The organism is Sphingopyxis sp. 10G20-10 (genome assembly GCF_057365075.1).
In genome coordinates, this window is record NZ_CP195117.1 from 964,083 (window position 1) to 980,091 (window position 16,009).

11 protein-coding genes and 2 pseudogenes are annotated in these 16,009 nt (G+C 57.5%); 9 read left to right on the forward strand and 4 right to left on the reverse strand.

Annotated features, from left to right (window positions below; genetic code table 11):
• The first annotated feature begins 7 nt into the window (after window positions 1–7).
• From ACR3XE_RS04765 to uppP, 8 genes and pseudogenes are all read left to right on the forward strand, one after another.
• Window positions 8–349, forward strand: coding sequence for a DUF190 domain-containing protein (locus ACR3XE_RS04765; RefSeq protein ID WP_473698752.1), 342 nt, complete (start codon window positions 8–10; stop codon window positions 347–349).
• A 111-nt stretch (window positions 350–460) separates the two neighbouring features.
• Entirely contained in the window at window positions 461–946 is a 486-nt protein-coding gene (locus tag ACR3XE_RS04770) for an SRPBCC family protein (protein WP_473698751.1), read from the forward strand.
• Window positions 943–2,565 carry a multicopper oxidase family protein gene (locus tag ACR3XE_RS04775; RefSeq protein ID WP_486185945.1) on the forward strand — a complete coding sequence of 541 codons (1,623 nt, stop codon included), beginning with the start codon at window positions 943–945 and terminating at the stop codon, window positions 2,563–2,565. The genes ACR3XE_RS04770 and ACR3XE_RS04775 overlap by 4 nt, the downstream gene beginning before the upstream one ends.
• Window positions 2,566–2,933: 368 nt before the next feature.
• Window positions 2,934–3,667, forward strand: a pseudogene (locus tag ACR3XE_RS04780) (IS5 family transposase).
• Entirely contained in the window at window positions 3,649–4,245 is a 597-nt protein-coding gene (locus ACR3XE_RS04785) for a class I SAM-dependent methyltransferase (protein WP_486186013.1), read from the forward strand. The pseudogene ACR3XE_RS04780 and the gene ACR3XE_RS04785 overlap by 19 nt, the downstream one beginning before the upstream one ends.
• 470 nt (window positions 4,246–4,715) lie before the next feature.
• Window positions 4,716–5,141: a MerR family transcriptional regulator gene (locus ACR3XE_RS04790; RefSeq protein ID WP_486185946.1), complete on the forward strand. Its 426-nt coding sequence runs from the start codon at window positions 4,716–4,718 to the stop codon at window positions 5,139–5,141.
• Between the two features lie 397 nt (window positions 5,142–5,538).
• Window positions 5,539–8,154 (forward strand): heavy metal translocating P-type ATPase, encoded by a 2,616-nt coding sequence (locus tag ACR3XE_RS04795; protein WP_473698746.1) that lies wholly within the window; start codon window positions 5,539–5,541, stop codon window positions 8,152–8,154.
• 607 nt (window positions 8,155–8,761) lie between these two features.
• Window positions 8,762–9,634 (forward strand): undecaprenyl-diphosphatase UppP, encoded by an 873-nt coding sequence (gene uppP / locus ACR3XE_RS04800; protein ID WP_473698745.1) that lies wholly within the window; start codon window positions 8,762–8,764, stop codon window positions 9,632–9,634.
• Window positions 9,635–9,990: 356 nt separating this feature from the next.
• Here uppP and ACR3XE_RS04805 read toward each other — a convergent pair whose 3' ends face one another.
• The 3 genes and pseudogenes from ACR3XE_RS04805 to ACR3XE_RS04815 form a co-directional block, all read right to left on the reverse strand.
• The gene (locus ACR3XE_RS04805) at window positions 9,991–10,962 is read right to left on the reverse strand and encodes a cytochrome c oxidase assembly protein (protein WP_486185947.1); all 972 of its coding nucleotides are present in this window, start codon (window positions 10,960–10,962) and stop codon (window positions 9,991–9,993) included.
• A 232-nt stretch (window positions 10,963–11,194) separates the two neighbouring features.
• Window positions 11,195–11,320, reverse strand: a complete 126-nt coding sequence (locus tag ACR3XE_RS04810) for a hypothetical protein (protein WP_473698743.1) — start codon at window positions 11,318–11,320, stop codon at window positions 11,195–11,197.
• Window positions 11,317–12,024 (reverse strand): annotated as a pseudogene (locus tag ACR3XE_RS04815) (efflux RND transporter permease subunit); the annotation flags it as partial. The pseudogene ACR3XE_RS04815 and the gene ACR3XE_RS04810, both read right to left, overlap by 4 nt.
• Before the next feature lie 310 nt (window positions 12,025–12,334).
• Between ACR3XE_RS04815 and ACR3XE_RS04820 the strand changes: the two are divergent.
• Window positions 12,335–14,842 (forward strand): TonB-dependent receptor plug domain-containing protein, encoded by a 2,508-nt coding sequence (locus tag ACR3XE_RS04820; protein ID WP_486185948.1) that lies wholly within the window; start codon window positions 12,335–12,337, stop codon window positions 14,840–14,842.
• A gap of 182 nt (window positions 14,843–15,024) precedes the next feature.
• On the opposite strand, the gene ACR3XE_RS04825 is transcribed toward ACR3XE_RS04820, so the two are convergent.
• Window positions 15,025–15,960 (reverse strand): LysR family transcriptional regulator, encoded by a 936-nt coding sequence (locus tag ACR3XE_RS04825; RefSeq protein WP_473698740.1) that lies wholly within the window; start codon window positions 15,958–15,960, stop codon window positions 15,025–15,027.
• Window positions 15,961–16,009 lie beyond the last annotated feature (49 nt).

Genomic DNA, 16,009 nt, shown 5'->3' on the forward strand with positions numbered 1-16,009 from the left:
GAAAAACATGGAACAAACATTCAAGCTGATGCGCATCTATACCGATGAATCGGCCTTCTTAGGAGATCAGCGGGTGTTCGAGTTCATCGCCGCACTCGCCCGCGATCAAAAGCTCGCCGGCGTGACGATACTCGAAGCGATGCTCGGCTTTGGCCGCTCGGCGCATCTCCATCGAAAGCACGTTCTCGAAAGCGACCGCGCGGTCGTGATCGAGATCATCGATACCGAGCCCTTGCTGCGATCCTTCGCAACTATGGTGAAGGATGTGCCTGACATCGGCCTTGTCACACTCGAAGCGGTCGAGATCATCGGCGGCAAGGCCGCGTGGCCGCAGGACTTTCCCGCATGATCAACCTACAAGCTCGGAGCCGGTGGTCCCCCGTTACCGGTGTCCACCCGCCTCATCCCTATCGGGTGAGGCGGGACTATTTCCACTGAGCCGGGGCAGGGTGCCATCGCGATGTTTACCGACGCTAGCACGCCGTCCCTGGGAGTTCCCTTGGCACGGGTGTGGCGTCTGCTGTTCGATGTCGACCGCTACCGCGACTGGCATCCCGGCACCGATTTTGCGAGTCATACCGTGGACCCGAAGCGGTTGAATTACAGCTATTGGCATCAGGGTGCAGCCGGAACAATTTTGTCGGCCGATGCCGTCCTCGTTCGGCTTCGGCGACCCCCTGACTTCGCATGGCGAATGGGCATAAGGGGATCGCCCGAATTTGAAGAGGCCTTCCGTCTAGACCCAAACAAACGCAACGAGGCTGGCTGCAAGCTTCTGACGATCACGCTTCTCCTCACTTCGAACATCAGCGCAAGGGGCAGTGGCTTACAAAAGGTTTCGGCTCCTTGCGTAGATCATATGGATCAGCATAATCGCACTCGGCTTTGGAGCGGTAGCGGCAAAAACTGGCCCTTTTCCCATGAAACTCAGGAGGAACATCCATGATGAAGAGACGATCTCTACTTGGTGTCGTGGCGCTTGGCGGCGGCACACTCGTGATCGGGGGTCTGGTCGGCCGAGAATTGCTCGGCGGTGGTCAAGCTATGCTTACCTCCTCCAGCGTCGGCAACCCGCTGCTAATACCGGAACTCTACGCGGGCGCTCTCCAAAATGGCGTGCGAACGTTTGATCTGAACCTCCAATCCGGCGTGTCTCGCTTTTTTGAAGGGGTCGATACACCCACGATGGGCATCAACCAGCCTTTTCTTGGCCCGACGCTTGAAATGCGTGCTGGGGAAACTGTGCGCATGAACGTCAGCAGCGCCCTTTCCGAAACGGCAACCGTTCACTGGCACGGCTTTCATCTGCCAGCACGTGCCGACGGCGGGCCTCATCAGCCGATCGCGCCGGGCACTACCTGGTCGCCAAGCTTCGAAGTGAAGCAGCGCGCGTCGATGTTCTGGTATCACTCTCACGCCCACCAGCGCGCCGGACCACAAGTTTATCAAGGTTTGGCCGGCGCCATCTATGTGCGTGATACCGAAAGCGAGCGGCTCGATCTGCCCAATGATTATGGCGTCGATGATATTCCGCTGATCGTTCAGGACCGCGCCTTCAATCGCGATGGCAGCTTTGCTTATTCGACGTCGATGGACGCTGTCATGATGGGGATGAGAGGCGATACACTGCTCGTCAACGGGACGGTCGATCCGGTATTCGAGGCGCGTAGCGACCTCTTGCGTCTCCGCCTCCTCAATGGTTCGAACGCCCGGTTCTACAAGTTCGCGTTCAAGGACGGGCGGAGCTTCAACCAGATCGCCAGTGATGGCGGTCTCCTGGAACAGCCATATCGTACGACCAACGTCGTTCTTGCCCCCGGTGAGCGCGCGCAGATCGTCGTCGATCTGAGTGATGGTCGCCCCATAGCGCTTCTTGCGGATAGTATCGAAACCATGGGGATGATGGGGATGATGGGAGGAGGTATGGAAGGCGGCGGCAGGCGCGGCGGCAACGACCGAATGGGCGGCGAGATGGGGGAGGGCCGCGATTCCCGCGGAGACATGATGGATGGCGGAATGCGAAGGGGCGGCGAACGGCGGGGGGGCATGATGGATGAAGCACGGCGTTTCACCGCGCTCGATATCCTGCCTTCGGCTCAAAGGCGCAAGGCGATCTCTATGCCGAGCCGACTGATTTTGCTTCCCCGGATCGAGCCGACCGACGCGGTAAGAACGCGGCGGTTCGTGCTGAATATGGGTATGGGCATGGGGATGATGCGCGGCGGGGGATTTACCATCAACGGCAAGTCGATGGATATGCAGCGGATCGACGAAACGGTGAAGGTTGGAACGACGGAGATCTGGCAGGTTGAAAACGCCTCGATGATGGCACACCCCTTCCATATTCACGACGTGCAGTTCCGCATCCTCAACCGCGATGGCCGTAAGCCGGACACCGCGGAACAAGGTTTGAAAGATACGGTAGTGGTCGCCCCTGGCGAAACCGTCCGCCTTCTGCTTCGTTTCGAGGAATATACCGATCCCGACCTGCCGTACATGTACCATTGCCACATTCTTGAGCATGAAGACGCCGGAATGATGGGACAATTTCTTGTAACGAGCTAATAGGGATGGGTTTCCGATCAATAGAACGCAACGTATGCCAGCACAGCCAGACTTAATTTAACAACTGAATATTGGAGAAAGCAAAATGGTATCATACTATAAGCTGTCGGGTCTTTGGCATGCCGACATTTATGCGTTTATTATGGCGAGTTTCTTGAGATGAGCCAGACGAAGAATGGGGAACAGTCATTTACTCCAGCGCTAGGACGAACTGAATTCACTTGGGCTTATGACCTCGCGATTCGATTGCTAGGCGGCGTGGACAAATTGGTTGACGTATTGCTGCGTGCTTGATTCAAGGCTGCCTTTTGGAGGCAGGTTTGAGCCGAGGCGATCTTACCGAGGCAGAATGGCGTGTTTTGAAGGGGTTGCTGCCGATTGATGCAGTAAACCGAGGCCGTGGTCGCCTGCCTGCGCAGAACCGCTCGATCATCAATGGGATACTTTGGCGGCTGCGCTGCGGCACGCCGTGGCGCGATGTTCCGCCCAAATATGGTAACTGGAACACGATCTACCGACGGTTCCGGCGCTGGAGCGAAGCCGGTGTCTGGGAAGCGGTGTCGGTGACGCTGGCCGAGATCATGGCGGACACGGGTCACTACAGCATCGACAGCACCACAGTTCGCGCCCACGTCTCGGCAGCGGGCGGAAAAGGGGGACTCATCGACGCGCTCTTGGCCGCTCGCGGGGCGGGTTCACCAGTAAGCTTCACTGCCTGGCGGATGCCCTCGGGCGACCGCTCGCTTTCCACCTGACGGTCGGTGAAGCAGCCGATTGCAAGGCCTATGACACGCTCATCGCCCTGCCGGAGCGGACCCCGAAGGCATTCCTGGCCGACAAGGGCTACGATGCCGATGCTATCCGGGCCGACCTTGCAAGCCGCGATATAAAGCCCGTCATTCCGGGTCGTTCAAATCGGCGGGTGAAAATCGAATATGACAGGGCGCTCTATAAGGAGCGCAATCAGATCGAGCGCTTCTTCGGTCGCCTGAAAATCAACCGCGCAATCGCCACCCGCTACGATCAACTCGCCGAGAGCTTCCTGTCCATGGTCCATATCGCATCAGCTAGATACTGGCTCAAATTTGTCCACGCCGCCTAACACGCGAACGCGTTTGGCGAGACGCCCTATTGGCTCAGGTTGCCCCGAACAATGACGAAACGATCCTTGATGTCGGCTGCGGCACCGGCACACTCGCGATCATGCTGAAACTGAAGGCGCCGAAAGCCCAGGTCATTGGGCTGGATCCCGATCCGGAAGCGCTTGCGCTGGCGGAACGCAAGGCAGAAGCCAAGGACATTGATGTGGAATGGCGACAGGGTTTCGTCCGCGATGCCGCAAGCAGCCCGGCAGATTATGACAAGGCCGTCTCCAGCCTGATGTTTCATCAGATGCCCTTGGCGGAAAAATGCATCGGGCTTCGGGCCATGTTTGATGCGTTGCGGCCCGGCGGCGAGCTGCACATCGCCGATTATGCTTATCAGCGAAGCCGGACGATGCGTCGTTTGTTTCGCTGGACCGTACAGCGCATAGATGGCGTGAAGGATACCCAACCAAACGCCGATGGCGCGCTGGAAGAGATACTGGGTGAGCTTTCCGGAGAAATAGTGATGCCCAAGCATGTCATTCAAACGCCGACAGGGGCGATCAGTTTGTTTCGGCTTACAAAGCCTCGGTAAGGCTTTTTGAGTTGGTCTCAAAACTGCTTGCCCCGACACTAAATGCATGCGGCATAAATGAACCCATGACTGACCGTCGGCTGGTTGATCACCGACTGCCAAGCGCTCAGGGCCGCTGCGCTCGATCACCCTCGTCGGCGTCGTGGAGCTTGCCTGGAGTGCGCAATAGGGAGCGCGCCGCACTTACCCAAAGCTCTTGCTCGGTACGCTAGCTTTGCATGTTATCGGTTTTGCGGCCCGGCGTTCGCTCAACGCAGCGGTCGCCGAGGCCAGGCAAATGCGTGGCAACGCCGCATTTGCCCTGATCGTCAATGTCGTAGTGGCTCTCGTTCTGATGCGCCGCCTTCTCTCATGTCGAAGGTTGAAGCACGGATACTGGATGGGGCATCGGTTGCAATTGAAATTCCAGGCTTCACAGGCTCCGAGCAGCTTGCTACCCCATTCTGTAGTGGCTACAGGATGAGCTAGTGATGTTTACAATTGGTGTACTGTCCCGTCGGGCCCGCGTGAAGATTGAAACGATCCGCTATTACGAGCGGATCGACCTCATCCCGAAGCCCGACAGGACCGAGAGTGGGCGGCGGCTCTATGGATCAGAGGATGTTCAGCGGCTCAGCTTCATTCGTCATGCGCGCGAACTCGGCTTCGAGATCGTGGCCATCCGGGCCATGCTCGGCCTAAGGGAGATGCCCGACGCTTCCTGTGAGGAAGTCAGCCGGATATCCCAGAACCAGCTCGCCGCTGTCAACGATCGCATCTCACGTCTGCTGGGATTGAAGGAGGAGCTGGATCGTATGATTGGCTCGTGTGCCAACGGCAAAGTCGCCGACTGCCGGATCATTGAAGTCCTGGCCGATCACCGCTCCCCGTCAGGTCCGGCCGACGAAAAGTCCTGATCAGGGAATCATTCAACCGACGAACCGTAACGCTCGCACTCGGCTATCCAGCGAAACCCGCGCATCACAGCCTGCCCGTTCCGCGTAAGTTCACGCGTTCAGTGGGCAGATTTCTCTGTCCTCTACACGGGCTGATCGCGAACCGAACCTGCAGTTATACCGGATTGTGGCGCTCTCGATAACTATCCCGCCGGTGGGCCAACCGACCATACCTAGAAACGGAAAGCGTTTGCGAATTAACCTGGGGCCGGGTCGGGCATCGGTTCTTCGAAAATCATCCTGTTCGGTTGCCATGACAGAAGGATACCCCTTGCTTCTGTAGTGACTACAGATTGTATAGCACATCCCAATGCGGCGGACGCCTTTTGCACCGGCCTCAACTCACGGTAATTATGCGATGACAAAAATTCTTATTGAAACACGGAACACCTCGCGCTCCCTGCGGTTCAAAATCGAAAGTTTGGACTGCCAGACCGAGGTTCGCGCACTGCGCACCGCAGTGGGGCTTGTCGTGGGCGGCGACGACAGATTGTCCTTCGATACGCAAGCTGGCATCATGGAGGTTCACTCCGATAACGCCTCGACAATCGACGGCATTCAGCGGGCGGTCGCGACGACCGGAATGCATGCGCATTTCCTGCAGGAGCCAGAACGGGCAGGCACAGCGAAACCCGCTGAATCGGCGGAAGGCGAGATGTGCTGCGGGGGACAGGTGCAGGAAGCACTCAGCCCACAGATACCGACCCATCTTCTTGGTCAAATCGTATTGCGCATCCATGGCATGGACTGCGCCGACGAGGTCGCTGCACTGAGACGCGAGGTTGGTCCGCTCGTCGGCGAAGAAAAGCTCGCCTTCGATCTCCTCAACGGCCGAATGTCGATCGATACGAAGCCGGATGCGGCTCTCGAAGCCCGAATCGAGAAAGCAGTCGCACGTGCCGGTCTGCGCGCCGAGCCATGGACTGAAGGCACCGATAGCGAAGAAGCGCAGACCGAAGAGCGCCGCAAGCGGGTGCAGTCAAGGCTGACTATCGCAAGCGGCCTGTTTACGGCGCTAGGCTTTGCTGTCCATGCTTGGCTGGGCGGCGGGGTGATCGCGGCTTTTGAAGCAGGCGAACACGCATTGGGCTCGACACCACTGGCGAGCATGGTCCTTTACGCACTCGCCGTGCTTAGCGCGGCGCGCTACGTCGCTCCCAAGGCATGGCTCGCAGCCAAGCGTCTACGCCCCGACATGAATCTGTTGATGATGATCGCAGTCGCGGGCGCGATCGGCATTGGCGCATGGTTTGAGGCAGCTACCGTCTCATTCTTTTTTGCGCTGGCACTTGCGCTTGAGGCGTGGAGTCTCGGTCGTGCGCGTCGGGCCGTGGCAGCGCTTATGGAACTCGCGCCGCTGACAGCGGGCGTCCGGTTCGAGGACGGCTCCGAGCGCGAAGTTCCTGCGGCTGAAGTGAGTGTTGGCATGCGCATCATCGTCAGACCGGGCGACAAGGTGCCCCTAGATGGCCGGGTTATCTCCGGTGAAAGCGAGGTCAATCAAGCGCCGATCACCGGCGAAAGCCTCCCTATATTCAAGGCGGAGGGCGACGAAGTCTTCGCCGGCACCATCAACGGAGAGGGCGCTATTGTGGTGGCGACTACCAAAGCGGCGAATGACACGACACTTGCCCAAATCATCCGTATGGTTGGTTCGGCGCAAAGCCGTCGCGCGCCTAGTGAGCAATGGGTCGAAAAGTTTGCTCGAGTCTACACGCCCGTTGTGATGGTACTCGCTATTGCAATCTTCCTTATTCCGCCTCTGCTTTTAGGTGATGCATGGGCAGTCTGGTTCTACCGGGCTCTCGTTCTCCTCGTAATCGCATGTCCGTGCGCCCTCGTGATCTCGACACCGGTGACGATCGTGGCTGCGCTAGCCGGTGCGGCGAAACAAGGCGTCCTAGCGAAGGGCGGCACACATCTCGAAACGCCAGCGCGTCTCAAAGCCATCGCCATGGATAAAACCGGAACGCTCACCGAAGGACAGCCTCAGGTTGTCGAGATCGTGCCATTTGGAGGCCGCAGCGAGCAGGATCTTATCGGTTTGGCGGCGGCCCTGGAGGCGCGAAGCGCGCACCCGATTGCTCGCGCCATCTTAGCGAAGGCCGCTGAGATCGGGATCGCCGCCGAGCCTGCGGAAGCTGTCCAGGCAATCATCGGTCGAGGCGTCACCGGTCAAGTGGCCGGTCGCGAAATATGGCTTGGCTCGCGTCGCTACATCGGCGAGCAAGGCATCACATCGGACATGGTCCTAAATCGGGCCGAGGAACTCTCAAAGGCCGGTCGTACTATCGTCGCGATAGGCGAGGGTCATGAAGTCTGGGGTTTGGTAGCCGTCGCAGATGCCGTCAGACCTGAGGCGAAGGACATTGTCACTGCACTTCACCGCGCCGGGATCAAACACGTTGTTATGCTCACGGGGGACAACCGGGCGACGGCAGAGGCGATCGCGATGCAAACTGGTATTGACGAAGTCCGCGCCGAACTGCTGCCCAGTGATAAGGTAACAGCCGTTGAGGATTTGGTGCGGCGCTACGGGTCCGTGGCCATGGTCGGCGATGGGGTCAACGACGCTCCCGCAATGGGGCGGGCCAATCTCGGCATCGCGATGGGCGCGATGGGGAGCGACGCTGCCATTGAAACCGCCGATGTCGCGCTCATGTCCGACGACCTCTCAAAGCTTCCCTGGCTGGTCCGGCATTCGCGCGCGACACTTGCGATCATCCATCAAAATATAGCGTTTTCTATCGCCGTGAAGCTGTTGTTCGCCGCACTGACGCTGGTAGGTTTTGCATCGCTATGGGGTGCGATCGCTGCAGACGTCGGCGCATCGTTGCTGGTCGTTCTGAATGGCCTTCGCTTACTCGACCGTGGTCAGGCTACATTTGTGCGCGACGGTCTATCAGGGGGATCTGAAGCTATGATGCGTGCCCATGCGGCGCCTAAGGTCGCTGCTTCCGGCGCGGCGCGCTGATTATGCCATCATCTGTTATCTTGCTTCGCCGCGCCGCGCTGGCTGGCACCGCGCTTGCCATCGCTCTCGCTCTCGACATTGTTACAAAGCAGCTGACCCACAACTCGGCCATTGCTCCACCGCGCACGATGGAGTTCGCACCATTTATAAATCTCACGCTCGGTTCTAGCACCGGGGTTAGCTTCGGGATGGTTCGCGAGCTATTCGCGGGGCAACCACTATTGCCCGCCGGAATTATAGCGGTGATCGCGGCAGGGCTTTTCGGCTGTGCTGGGCTAAACATAAGGCGCATCGAGAGGTTCGCCTTATGTTTTTATGGCCGCGCGCGCCGGCAACATCGTTGACCGGGTGCGTCTCGTGGCGGTGGGGGCAGAGACGGTGCCGTGAATGCCGGAGCCAAAGATGAGCTGGAGTTTAGGGTGCAGCTCAGCAGCAAACCACTCAGCGCCGCGAATTATGGCACGCACCGGACACCGGGTTTATCGATGGTGACATCATGATGACGACGCCAGGTCGCTTCCATCTCCTGCTGCATGCGCTGTCGGATTTTGTGTCACGAGGTCAATGCGAACGCATATGAGGTGCGCTCGCCAACAGAGAAGAACATATGACGGAAGTTTGCACAAATGGCGTCGACACCGGATTTGTGGCGTTGGGCTATGCCAAGGTCGCCTTGCTAGGTGTTGTCCAGGGAATCACCGAATTGCTACCGATTTCTTCGACCGCGCACATGCGGATCGTACCGGCATTGCTTGGGTGGCAGGATCCCGGCTCCGCTTTCTCTGCAGCCATGCAACTTGCAGCATTGGCAGCCGTCGTCAGCTATTTTTGGAGTGACGTGAGCGAGTTGGCCACGGGTTCGATTCGCGCCTTGGCGCATCGAGATTACCAGAACCGACATTTGCGTTTTTCGTTTTGGATTTTGCTTGCGACAATCCCGATTGGTCTGATGGGCTTGGTGTTGTCAAGTAGGCTGAACGCCTGCGGTTCCTCGCTGCGAACACTCACAGTCATCGGCTGGGCTTCTGTCGTCATGGCAATCCTCCTGGCGCTTGCAGAGATTTACTCCCGTCACAGACGGACACTCGAAAATGTGACCGTCATTGACGCGATGATCGTGGGCATTGCCCAGATCGGGGCTTTGATACCGGGCGTATCGCGCTCGGGTTCGACATTAGCCGCAGCCCTTGCGCTTGGTCTCAAGCGGCAGGAGGCGGCACGATTTTCGTTCCTTATTGGTTTGCCGGCAATCGCGCTCGCGGGAGCAAAGGAGCTTTGGGAACTTTACAACGCCCATCTATCTTTCGACGGCTGGCTCATCCTTCTCGTCGGTCTTGTCGTTGCGTCAATTTCAGCTTTTGGCGCGATTTGGGGTTTAATGCGCGTACTTGAGCGTTTTTCCGCTTGGCCTTTCGTAATCTATCGTGGCGTGCTTGGCGTCGCTCTCATTTGGGCGGCTACACTCGGGCTCGTCACATGAAAAAAATGGGAAGTTGATGTGGAAGGAGAAGACTCGATTCTAGGTTTAGAAATTTGATGCAACTCGGGCTGTTATCGCTAAGATTCTGGCGCTAGAGGCCATTTGGCTAGAGCGAGGGCGAAGGGCCCTTTTTGGCTGACACGATCATCGCGCAGATTCCGCGCCCGACCGACTAGCTTGGAAGCGATCGGCCTTGCTTTAGCGGTCCATCGCCCTTCCGATGTGACGGACAATTATCTCTCTATTCGACTTTCGATGGCGATTTGAAGTCAGATGAGGAGGATATTGTTCCAGGAAATGCTTTGGGGCGAAGAAAGTCTCCGCATGAAAATTGCCTGAACAATCCCGATATTCTTTCAGGATAGCCGATAAGCAATCGCGGTCGCAAAAGCCGTGGTCACGATGAATAGCGCAAACATCAGCATCGAGAGGGCGAGCTTTCGGTTCTTTTGGGCGGTCGAAGCGCGAAGCGCGCGCGCCGTTTCAGGATAGAGTAAAATCGCCGAGTTTGAAGGCGACCAGGTGGTTCGACGAATATCCATCCGCGTTTCGTGCCTTCCCCACATATCGACAACGATGATCAGTCCAATAAGCGTCGCCACGCTGCTCGGAATCCAAATGGTCATGCCACCGATCGCCTCGACGGTTAGCTGCTGTCCGATATCCAATTGACCGGCTGGAGCGTAAGTAGAATACCATGGTATAGATTTCAGCGTAATCGTCGCGCCAGCAAGGATCTGCGTCAAAATAGCAAGCCAGAGCATCATCAATCGTGTCGGATGACTCAAGCCATGGGGTTGCGGGCGGCGATCGAACACCCTGCCCCAGAACAGGAGCCCGCAGGCAAAAAGTGACAGGTGCATCGCTGCGCCGACTTCGGCGCTCAAAATCGCGCGAGCCTGCATCATGGGCAGCTCCCAGAAATATAAGGTCGCTATATAGATTATAGTCGCCAGCGCTGGCATGCGAAACCAGCGCCAGACAAGACGGGTTGATCTGGCCGCCGTCACAGGTTTCAAAAGGTGTGTGCGGGCAAAACGCGGAAGCCCGCGAACGAGAGTCGCCGCAGGATAGGCGAAGATAACGAGCATTGGCGCTACGATACGTGCGATGAGTATCCCGATCTGATGAACGAAGAAATTGTCGCGGGCCAAGTTTTCGAACGGCCAGACCACCGATGCTGCAAACAGGGCAATTCCTGTCCCGAAGTAAATGTGCGGCATGAGCGATTTCGTCCGCGATCGCCGCCCGCCCGATATGTAAGCACCACATAGCGTCGCAATCGGAAGCGCTACAATAAGGAAAAACAAGATGCCATCTTCAGTCACTGAGAGCCTTGGGTTTACGATTCCTGCTCACGCCCCTTGCATGACCATAACAGCATTGTCGATGGTCACCACGGGACGATTCGCGGTCCTGCGCTTTATCTGTTCCCGCACGGCTCCAGATGGAGCTGTGCGAGTTCGAAGACTAACTGTTCCCGCACGGCGAACTCGTCATTTGCCAAGGAATTTGCAGGTCAGACGTTCGCGCCCTGCTGCCGTTTCATCACCGACTTGGTCACATCGACCGCAGATATTTGATAAACGCCGCAATTCCGAGGATCAGGAACGCAAGCACGACGATCCAGCCAATTCCCATGCCGATTATCATAGCTGCGGACATATGCATTTCACTATTCATCATGCTGTTTCTCCTTTGTTGGCCTTGGCGGAACGCCGCCGAAGCATCAGATATCCCGCCGGGATGACGAGCATAGAGATGAGCGGCGCAGTGAACATGCCGCCGATCATTGGTGCGGCGATGCGGCGCATCACCTCTGACCCCGTGCCGCCGCTGAGGAGGATCGGCAACAGGCCAGCGAGGATCACCGCAACCGTCATCGCCTTGGGCCTGACGCGAAGCAGCGCTCCCTCGCGAACCGCCACCTCGATTTGTGCCCCATCCGGGTTCGGCCCGCGGTCGGCCAGCGCCTGCTTGAGATAGATCAGCATCACAACGCCAAACTCCGCCGCGACGCCTGCGAGGGCGATAAAGCCGACGGCTGTCGCGACCGATTGGTTATAGCCTAACAGATAGAGCAACCATAGCCCGCCGGTGAGCGCGAACGGTAGCGTCGCCATCACCAGCAGCGCTTCGTCGAGGCGCTTGAAAATCAGATAGAGGAGGATGAAAATAATGAGCAATGTCGCGGGCACGGCAATCATCATCCGTTGTTCGGCGCGCTTCATATATTCGAACTGTCCGGTATAGGCGACGCTAACGCCTGGTGGCAGTTTAACCTTGGCATTGACGGCGTTTTGCAGGTCTCCAAAGATCGAGGCGATATCGCGTCCACATCTGTCAATGTAGACCTAGGTCGATGGGCGACCATTTTCGCTCCGCAGCATGGCGCAGTAAAGGAACGAACCTCTGCGAATGTTTGGTCCGTGTGGCGACTCTTTGGGGAGCAATGCGCTCGTGAGGGGTACGGGTCTGGGGGCTGGCGATTGGTGGAAGTCCAGTTTGGTTTGCTGAAACCGCAAAGAAGGGACATTCGGGCATAACCAACCCATAACAATTTCTTATAACCTTGTCGAAAGATGCAATGACTCTGCATTTATCTTGGAGTCTCGATCCCTTTCCGCTTATCACCGCTTCGATGATTGCACACGGCTACTTCGCGAAGACGAAGGGCTTACCGAGGAGGGGACTATCAGCATGACCAAGCGAAAAGCGAATTTAGCAGCGGCGATGGCGACGGGATCATTCCTTGCGTTGGGGCTCGCGACGACAGGGCAGGCGCACGAAGCCGATGCGTCGCCGAAGGACATGCCTGCGGATCCGGCCAACGCCGATCGGAGCAATGAAATCATCGTGACCGGCACCCGCCGCAATGATTTGACCGCCGCGCAGTCTCCGACGCCGATCGATATCATCAGTTCGGAAAAACTGCTCAGCCAAGGCTCATCCGACTTAACCGATATTTTGCGTCAACAGGTGCCGGCGCTCAATGTTCAACGCTTTACGAGCAACGATGGTTCGGTGTTCACACGGCCTTACAGCTTGCGCGGACTGCCACCCGACCAGACACTGGTGCTGGTCAATGGTAAACGCTGGCATCGCGGCGCGACCGTGCAACTGTCCAACATCCCGTATATCCGTGGATCGCAGGGACCCGATCTGGCGACGATACCGTCGATCGCGATTCAGCAGCTTGAGGTTCTCCGCGACGGCGCCTCGGCAAACTATGGTTCCGATGCGATCGCGGGCGTGCTTAATTTCCGGTTGCGCACCGATCGCGAGGGTGGAACCCTGATCGCCCGTTACGGCCAATATTATAAAGGTGACGGCAAGGATGTGCTCATCCAGGGCAATATCGGCCTGCCGTTCACGCCGGACGGTTTCGTCAACATTAGCGCTGAATATAGCAACTCGGGCATCACTTCGCGGCAAAACCAGCGGCCAGACGCGCAGGCGCTTATCGACATGGGGGTTCAAGGCGTACCCGTTCCTGCACAACGCACAGGCAATCCCAAATCCGAGGCGGCACGCATTTTTGTCAACGCCGGCGTCAACCTCACCGACACGATGGAATTTTATGCCTTCGGTAATTATAGCTGGAGCGCCGGGACGACGGCATTTTTCTATCGCAACCCGCTCACCAACTCACTGTTCACGAGCGTCCCGCTCACGCAAACGCCCGGCGGACCACGCTTCACTTTCCGAACGCTATTTCCTGGCGGCTTTGCGCCCGATTTCAGCGCGACGATCCGTGATTCATCGCTCGTCGGTGGGCTGCGCGGCACTCTCGTGGGCGACCTGACCTACGACCTTAGCGGCACCTATGGTCGCAATAGCGTCAACTATCATCTTTCGAACACGGTCAACCCGTCGCTTGGGCCGTTGTCGCCGACTGAATTCGACACGGGCAAGCTCGAGCAGCGCGAGAGCAACGCCAACCTCGACTTGACCTATCCGCTCGATTTCGGATTGGCCGAACCGCTGACGCTAGCGGGGGGTCTCGAATATCGCCGTGAAGTGTGGGAAGTGACCCCAGGTGAACTCGCATCCTATCAGGTGGGGCCCTTCGCATCGGTTCTTGATCCCGACACCCCCGATCCGACCGACCGGGTAGGATTGCCAGCGGGTTCAAGCGGCTTTCCTGGCCTTGGGCCCTCGCAGGCCGGCACTTTTTCACGCAGCAATTGGGCGGCCTATACGGCTCTCGAAGGCAATCTCGCCAACTGGTTAAGTGGCGGTCTCGCCGCCCGCTATGAGGATTTCTCAGACTTTGGCTCGGCATTCACTTGGAAGGTCAATGGCCGCATTGAATTTTCGGATGCCATCGCGGTACGCGGTTCGGTCAACACCGGTTTCCGGGCGCCGACACCTGGCCAGTCAAACGTGTCCTCAACATTTGCGAATATCGACGCGATTACGGGTCAACCGTTCATCACCGGTATCGTATCACCCAGCAATCCGGTTGCGCAACTTTTTGGTGCCAAACCGCTTCGTCCTGAAAAGTCGTTCAACATTGCCGCCGGTATCGTTCTGACGCCGACGTCGCGGCTGACCTTCACACTCGATTATTTCAACATCAAGGTGGACAATCGCATTGGCTTGTCGGGCGGGTTCACGCTGACCCAGGCACAGCGCGATCAGCTGGTTGCAGCGGGCATCCCGGGCGGCGGCGATTTCCGGACGATCCAGTTCTTCGGCAACGCGTTCGACAGCCGAACGCAAGGCGTCGATGCCGTCCTCACCTATGGTTTCAATATGTTCGACGGCAAAGCAACACTGGGCGCCAACGTCAACTACACCAAAAATAAGGTCACTCGGGCTGGTCCGCTCATCGCAGGGGATCGCGAACGGTTGCTCGAGCTGGAAAACTTCGTCCCCAACTGGAAAGGGAATGTGTCGTTCAACTATCATGGCGACCGCATCGGATTCACAACGACCGCGAGCTATTATGGCAAGTGGACCGATTATGGCCCCAATCTAGCCAATGATCAGACAGGGTCGGCAGAGATATTGGTCGATGCCGAGCTATCTTATCGGCTGACCGATAATTTCACCTTGGCCGCGGGCGGAAGTAATATTTTCAACAACTATCCGGATCGCGAGGCGCGGCCATCGCAAATCGGTAATGGTTTCAAATATCTGCGATTCTCTCCGATCGGCTTCAATGGCGGATTCTGGTACGTCCGTGGCACGGCGAAATTCTGACCGGTTTCCATTGTCACAAATCAGAAAACAATTTGGCGGACCGGGCTTCGTGCCGACAAGATATGCGGAGGATTGTTCGATGGTCCGCCAAGCTACGCGCGCTTCATGTCTTGTGCTGGCGTCTTCTTGGAAGGCTTCCCAGCGGTGCGGCTACATTGGCGTCCGCTGTGCTTGATCGAGGCCTAATCCGGATTTGCGACAACTGGCGGCTCGCCAAAAGCACCTTCCGCGAGCATGCGATCCCTGACTTGCGTCATGGTCGATATGAAGCGCAGAGCCGTTTGCGAAAGCGGACGCAACGATGGGGTATTGAGCAGATATTCGAACTCGATGCGCGGTCGGAACGGGAGAACGACAAGCCCTTGGGCCAGAAAGTCGATCGTGGTTGCCGGATTGACGATCGAACAACCCACGCCTTGCGCCACGAGATTGCAATGGGTGATGGCATATTGCGTCTCGACCACCAAATTGCGCTCGACACCGGCATCCTCGAAGATGCGGTCGATACGTCGCCGCGTCTGGTCGCCGTGCATGAGCGATATGAAGGGTTCGCCAGCAAGATCAGCTGGTTCGATATAGATGCGATCAGCGAGCCGGTGCCCCGGAGGCAATATGCAGGCCCCGACCGAACGCAGGAAAACACTAGAGGACATGCCCGCCATCTCATGCGCACGAGACGCAAGCCCTATATCGAACTGCTGGTTCGCAACAAGCTGACGGACGGTAGACGAACTATGCGTGTCGAGATGGATCGAAACCCCGGGATGCATATTTCGAAAGACGCGGATTACCTGGGGCAGAAAGCTGAAGGCGAGCGCTGGCAGCGACGCGATGTGAAGATTGCCGGTGGAGAGGTTTCGGATGTCGCCCGCGGTCTTTTTGAGAGCGTCGACACCAATGAAGCTGCGTTCAACCTCAAGATAAAAATATTCGGCTTCAGGCGTCACAGTAAGGGCGCTACCCTTCGACCGAACAAAAAGCTTGAAGCCGATGGCATATTCGAGGTCGGCGATCAGTTTGCTGACCGCCGGCTGCGACAGGTGCATCGAATGTGCCGCCTGAGTGATCGATCGGGTGAGCATGACTGCCCGAAAGGCTTCCAACTGACGCAAATTCATCCAAGATTCTCCCAAGTTATTACTATTGGTTATAGACCAAGGTTGAAAC

What these genes read in the sequence shown, in the direction of transcription:
- ACR3XE_RS04765 (WP_473698752.1), top strand. Translation starts at nt 8, where the DNA reads ATGGAACAAACATTCAAGCTGATGCGCATCTATACCGATGAATCGGCC.
- ACR3XE_RS04770 (WP_473698751.1), top strand. Translation starts at nt 461, where the DNA reads ATGTTTACCGACGCTAGCACGCCGTCCCTGGGAGTTCCCTTGGCACGG.
- ACR3XE_RS04775 (WP_486185945.1), top strand. Translation starts at nt 943, where the DNA reads ATGATGAAGAGACGATCTCTACTTGGTGTCGTGGCGCTTGGCGGCGGC.
- ACR3XE_RS04790 (WP_486185946.1), top strand. Translation starts at nt 4,716, where the DNA reads ATGTTTACAATTGGTGTACTGTCCCGTCGGGCCCGCGTGAAGATTGAA.
- ACR3XE_RS04795 (WP_473698746.1), top strand. Translation starts at nt 5,539, where the DNA reads ATGACAAAAATTCTTATTGAAACACGGAACACCTCGCGCTCCCTGCGG.
- uppP (WP_473698745.1), top strand. Translation starts at nt 8,762, where the DNA reads ATGACGGAAGTTTGCACAAATGGCGTCGACACCGGATTTGTGGCGTTG.
- ACR3XE_RS04810 (WP_473698743.1), bottom strand. Translation starts at nt 11,320, where the DNA reads ATGATGAATAGTGAAATGCATATGTCCGCAGCTATGATAATCGGCATG.
- ACR3XE_RS04820 (WP_486185948.1), top strand. Translation starts at nt 12,335, where the DNA reads ATGACCAAGCGAAAAGCGAATTTAGCAGCGGCGATGGCGACGGGATCA.
- ACR3XE_RS04825 (WP_473698740.1), bottom strand. Translation starts at nt 15,960, where the DNA reads ATGAATTTGCGTCAGTTGGAAGCCTTTCGGGCAGTCATGCTCACCCGA.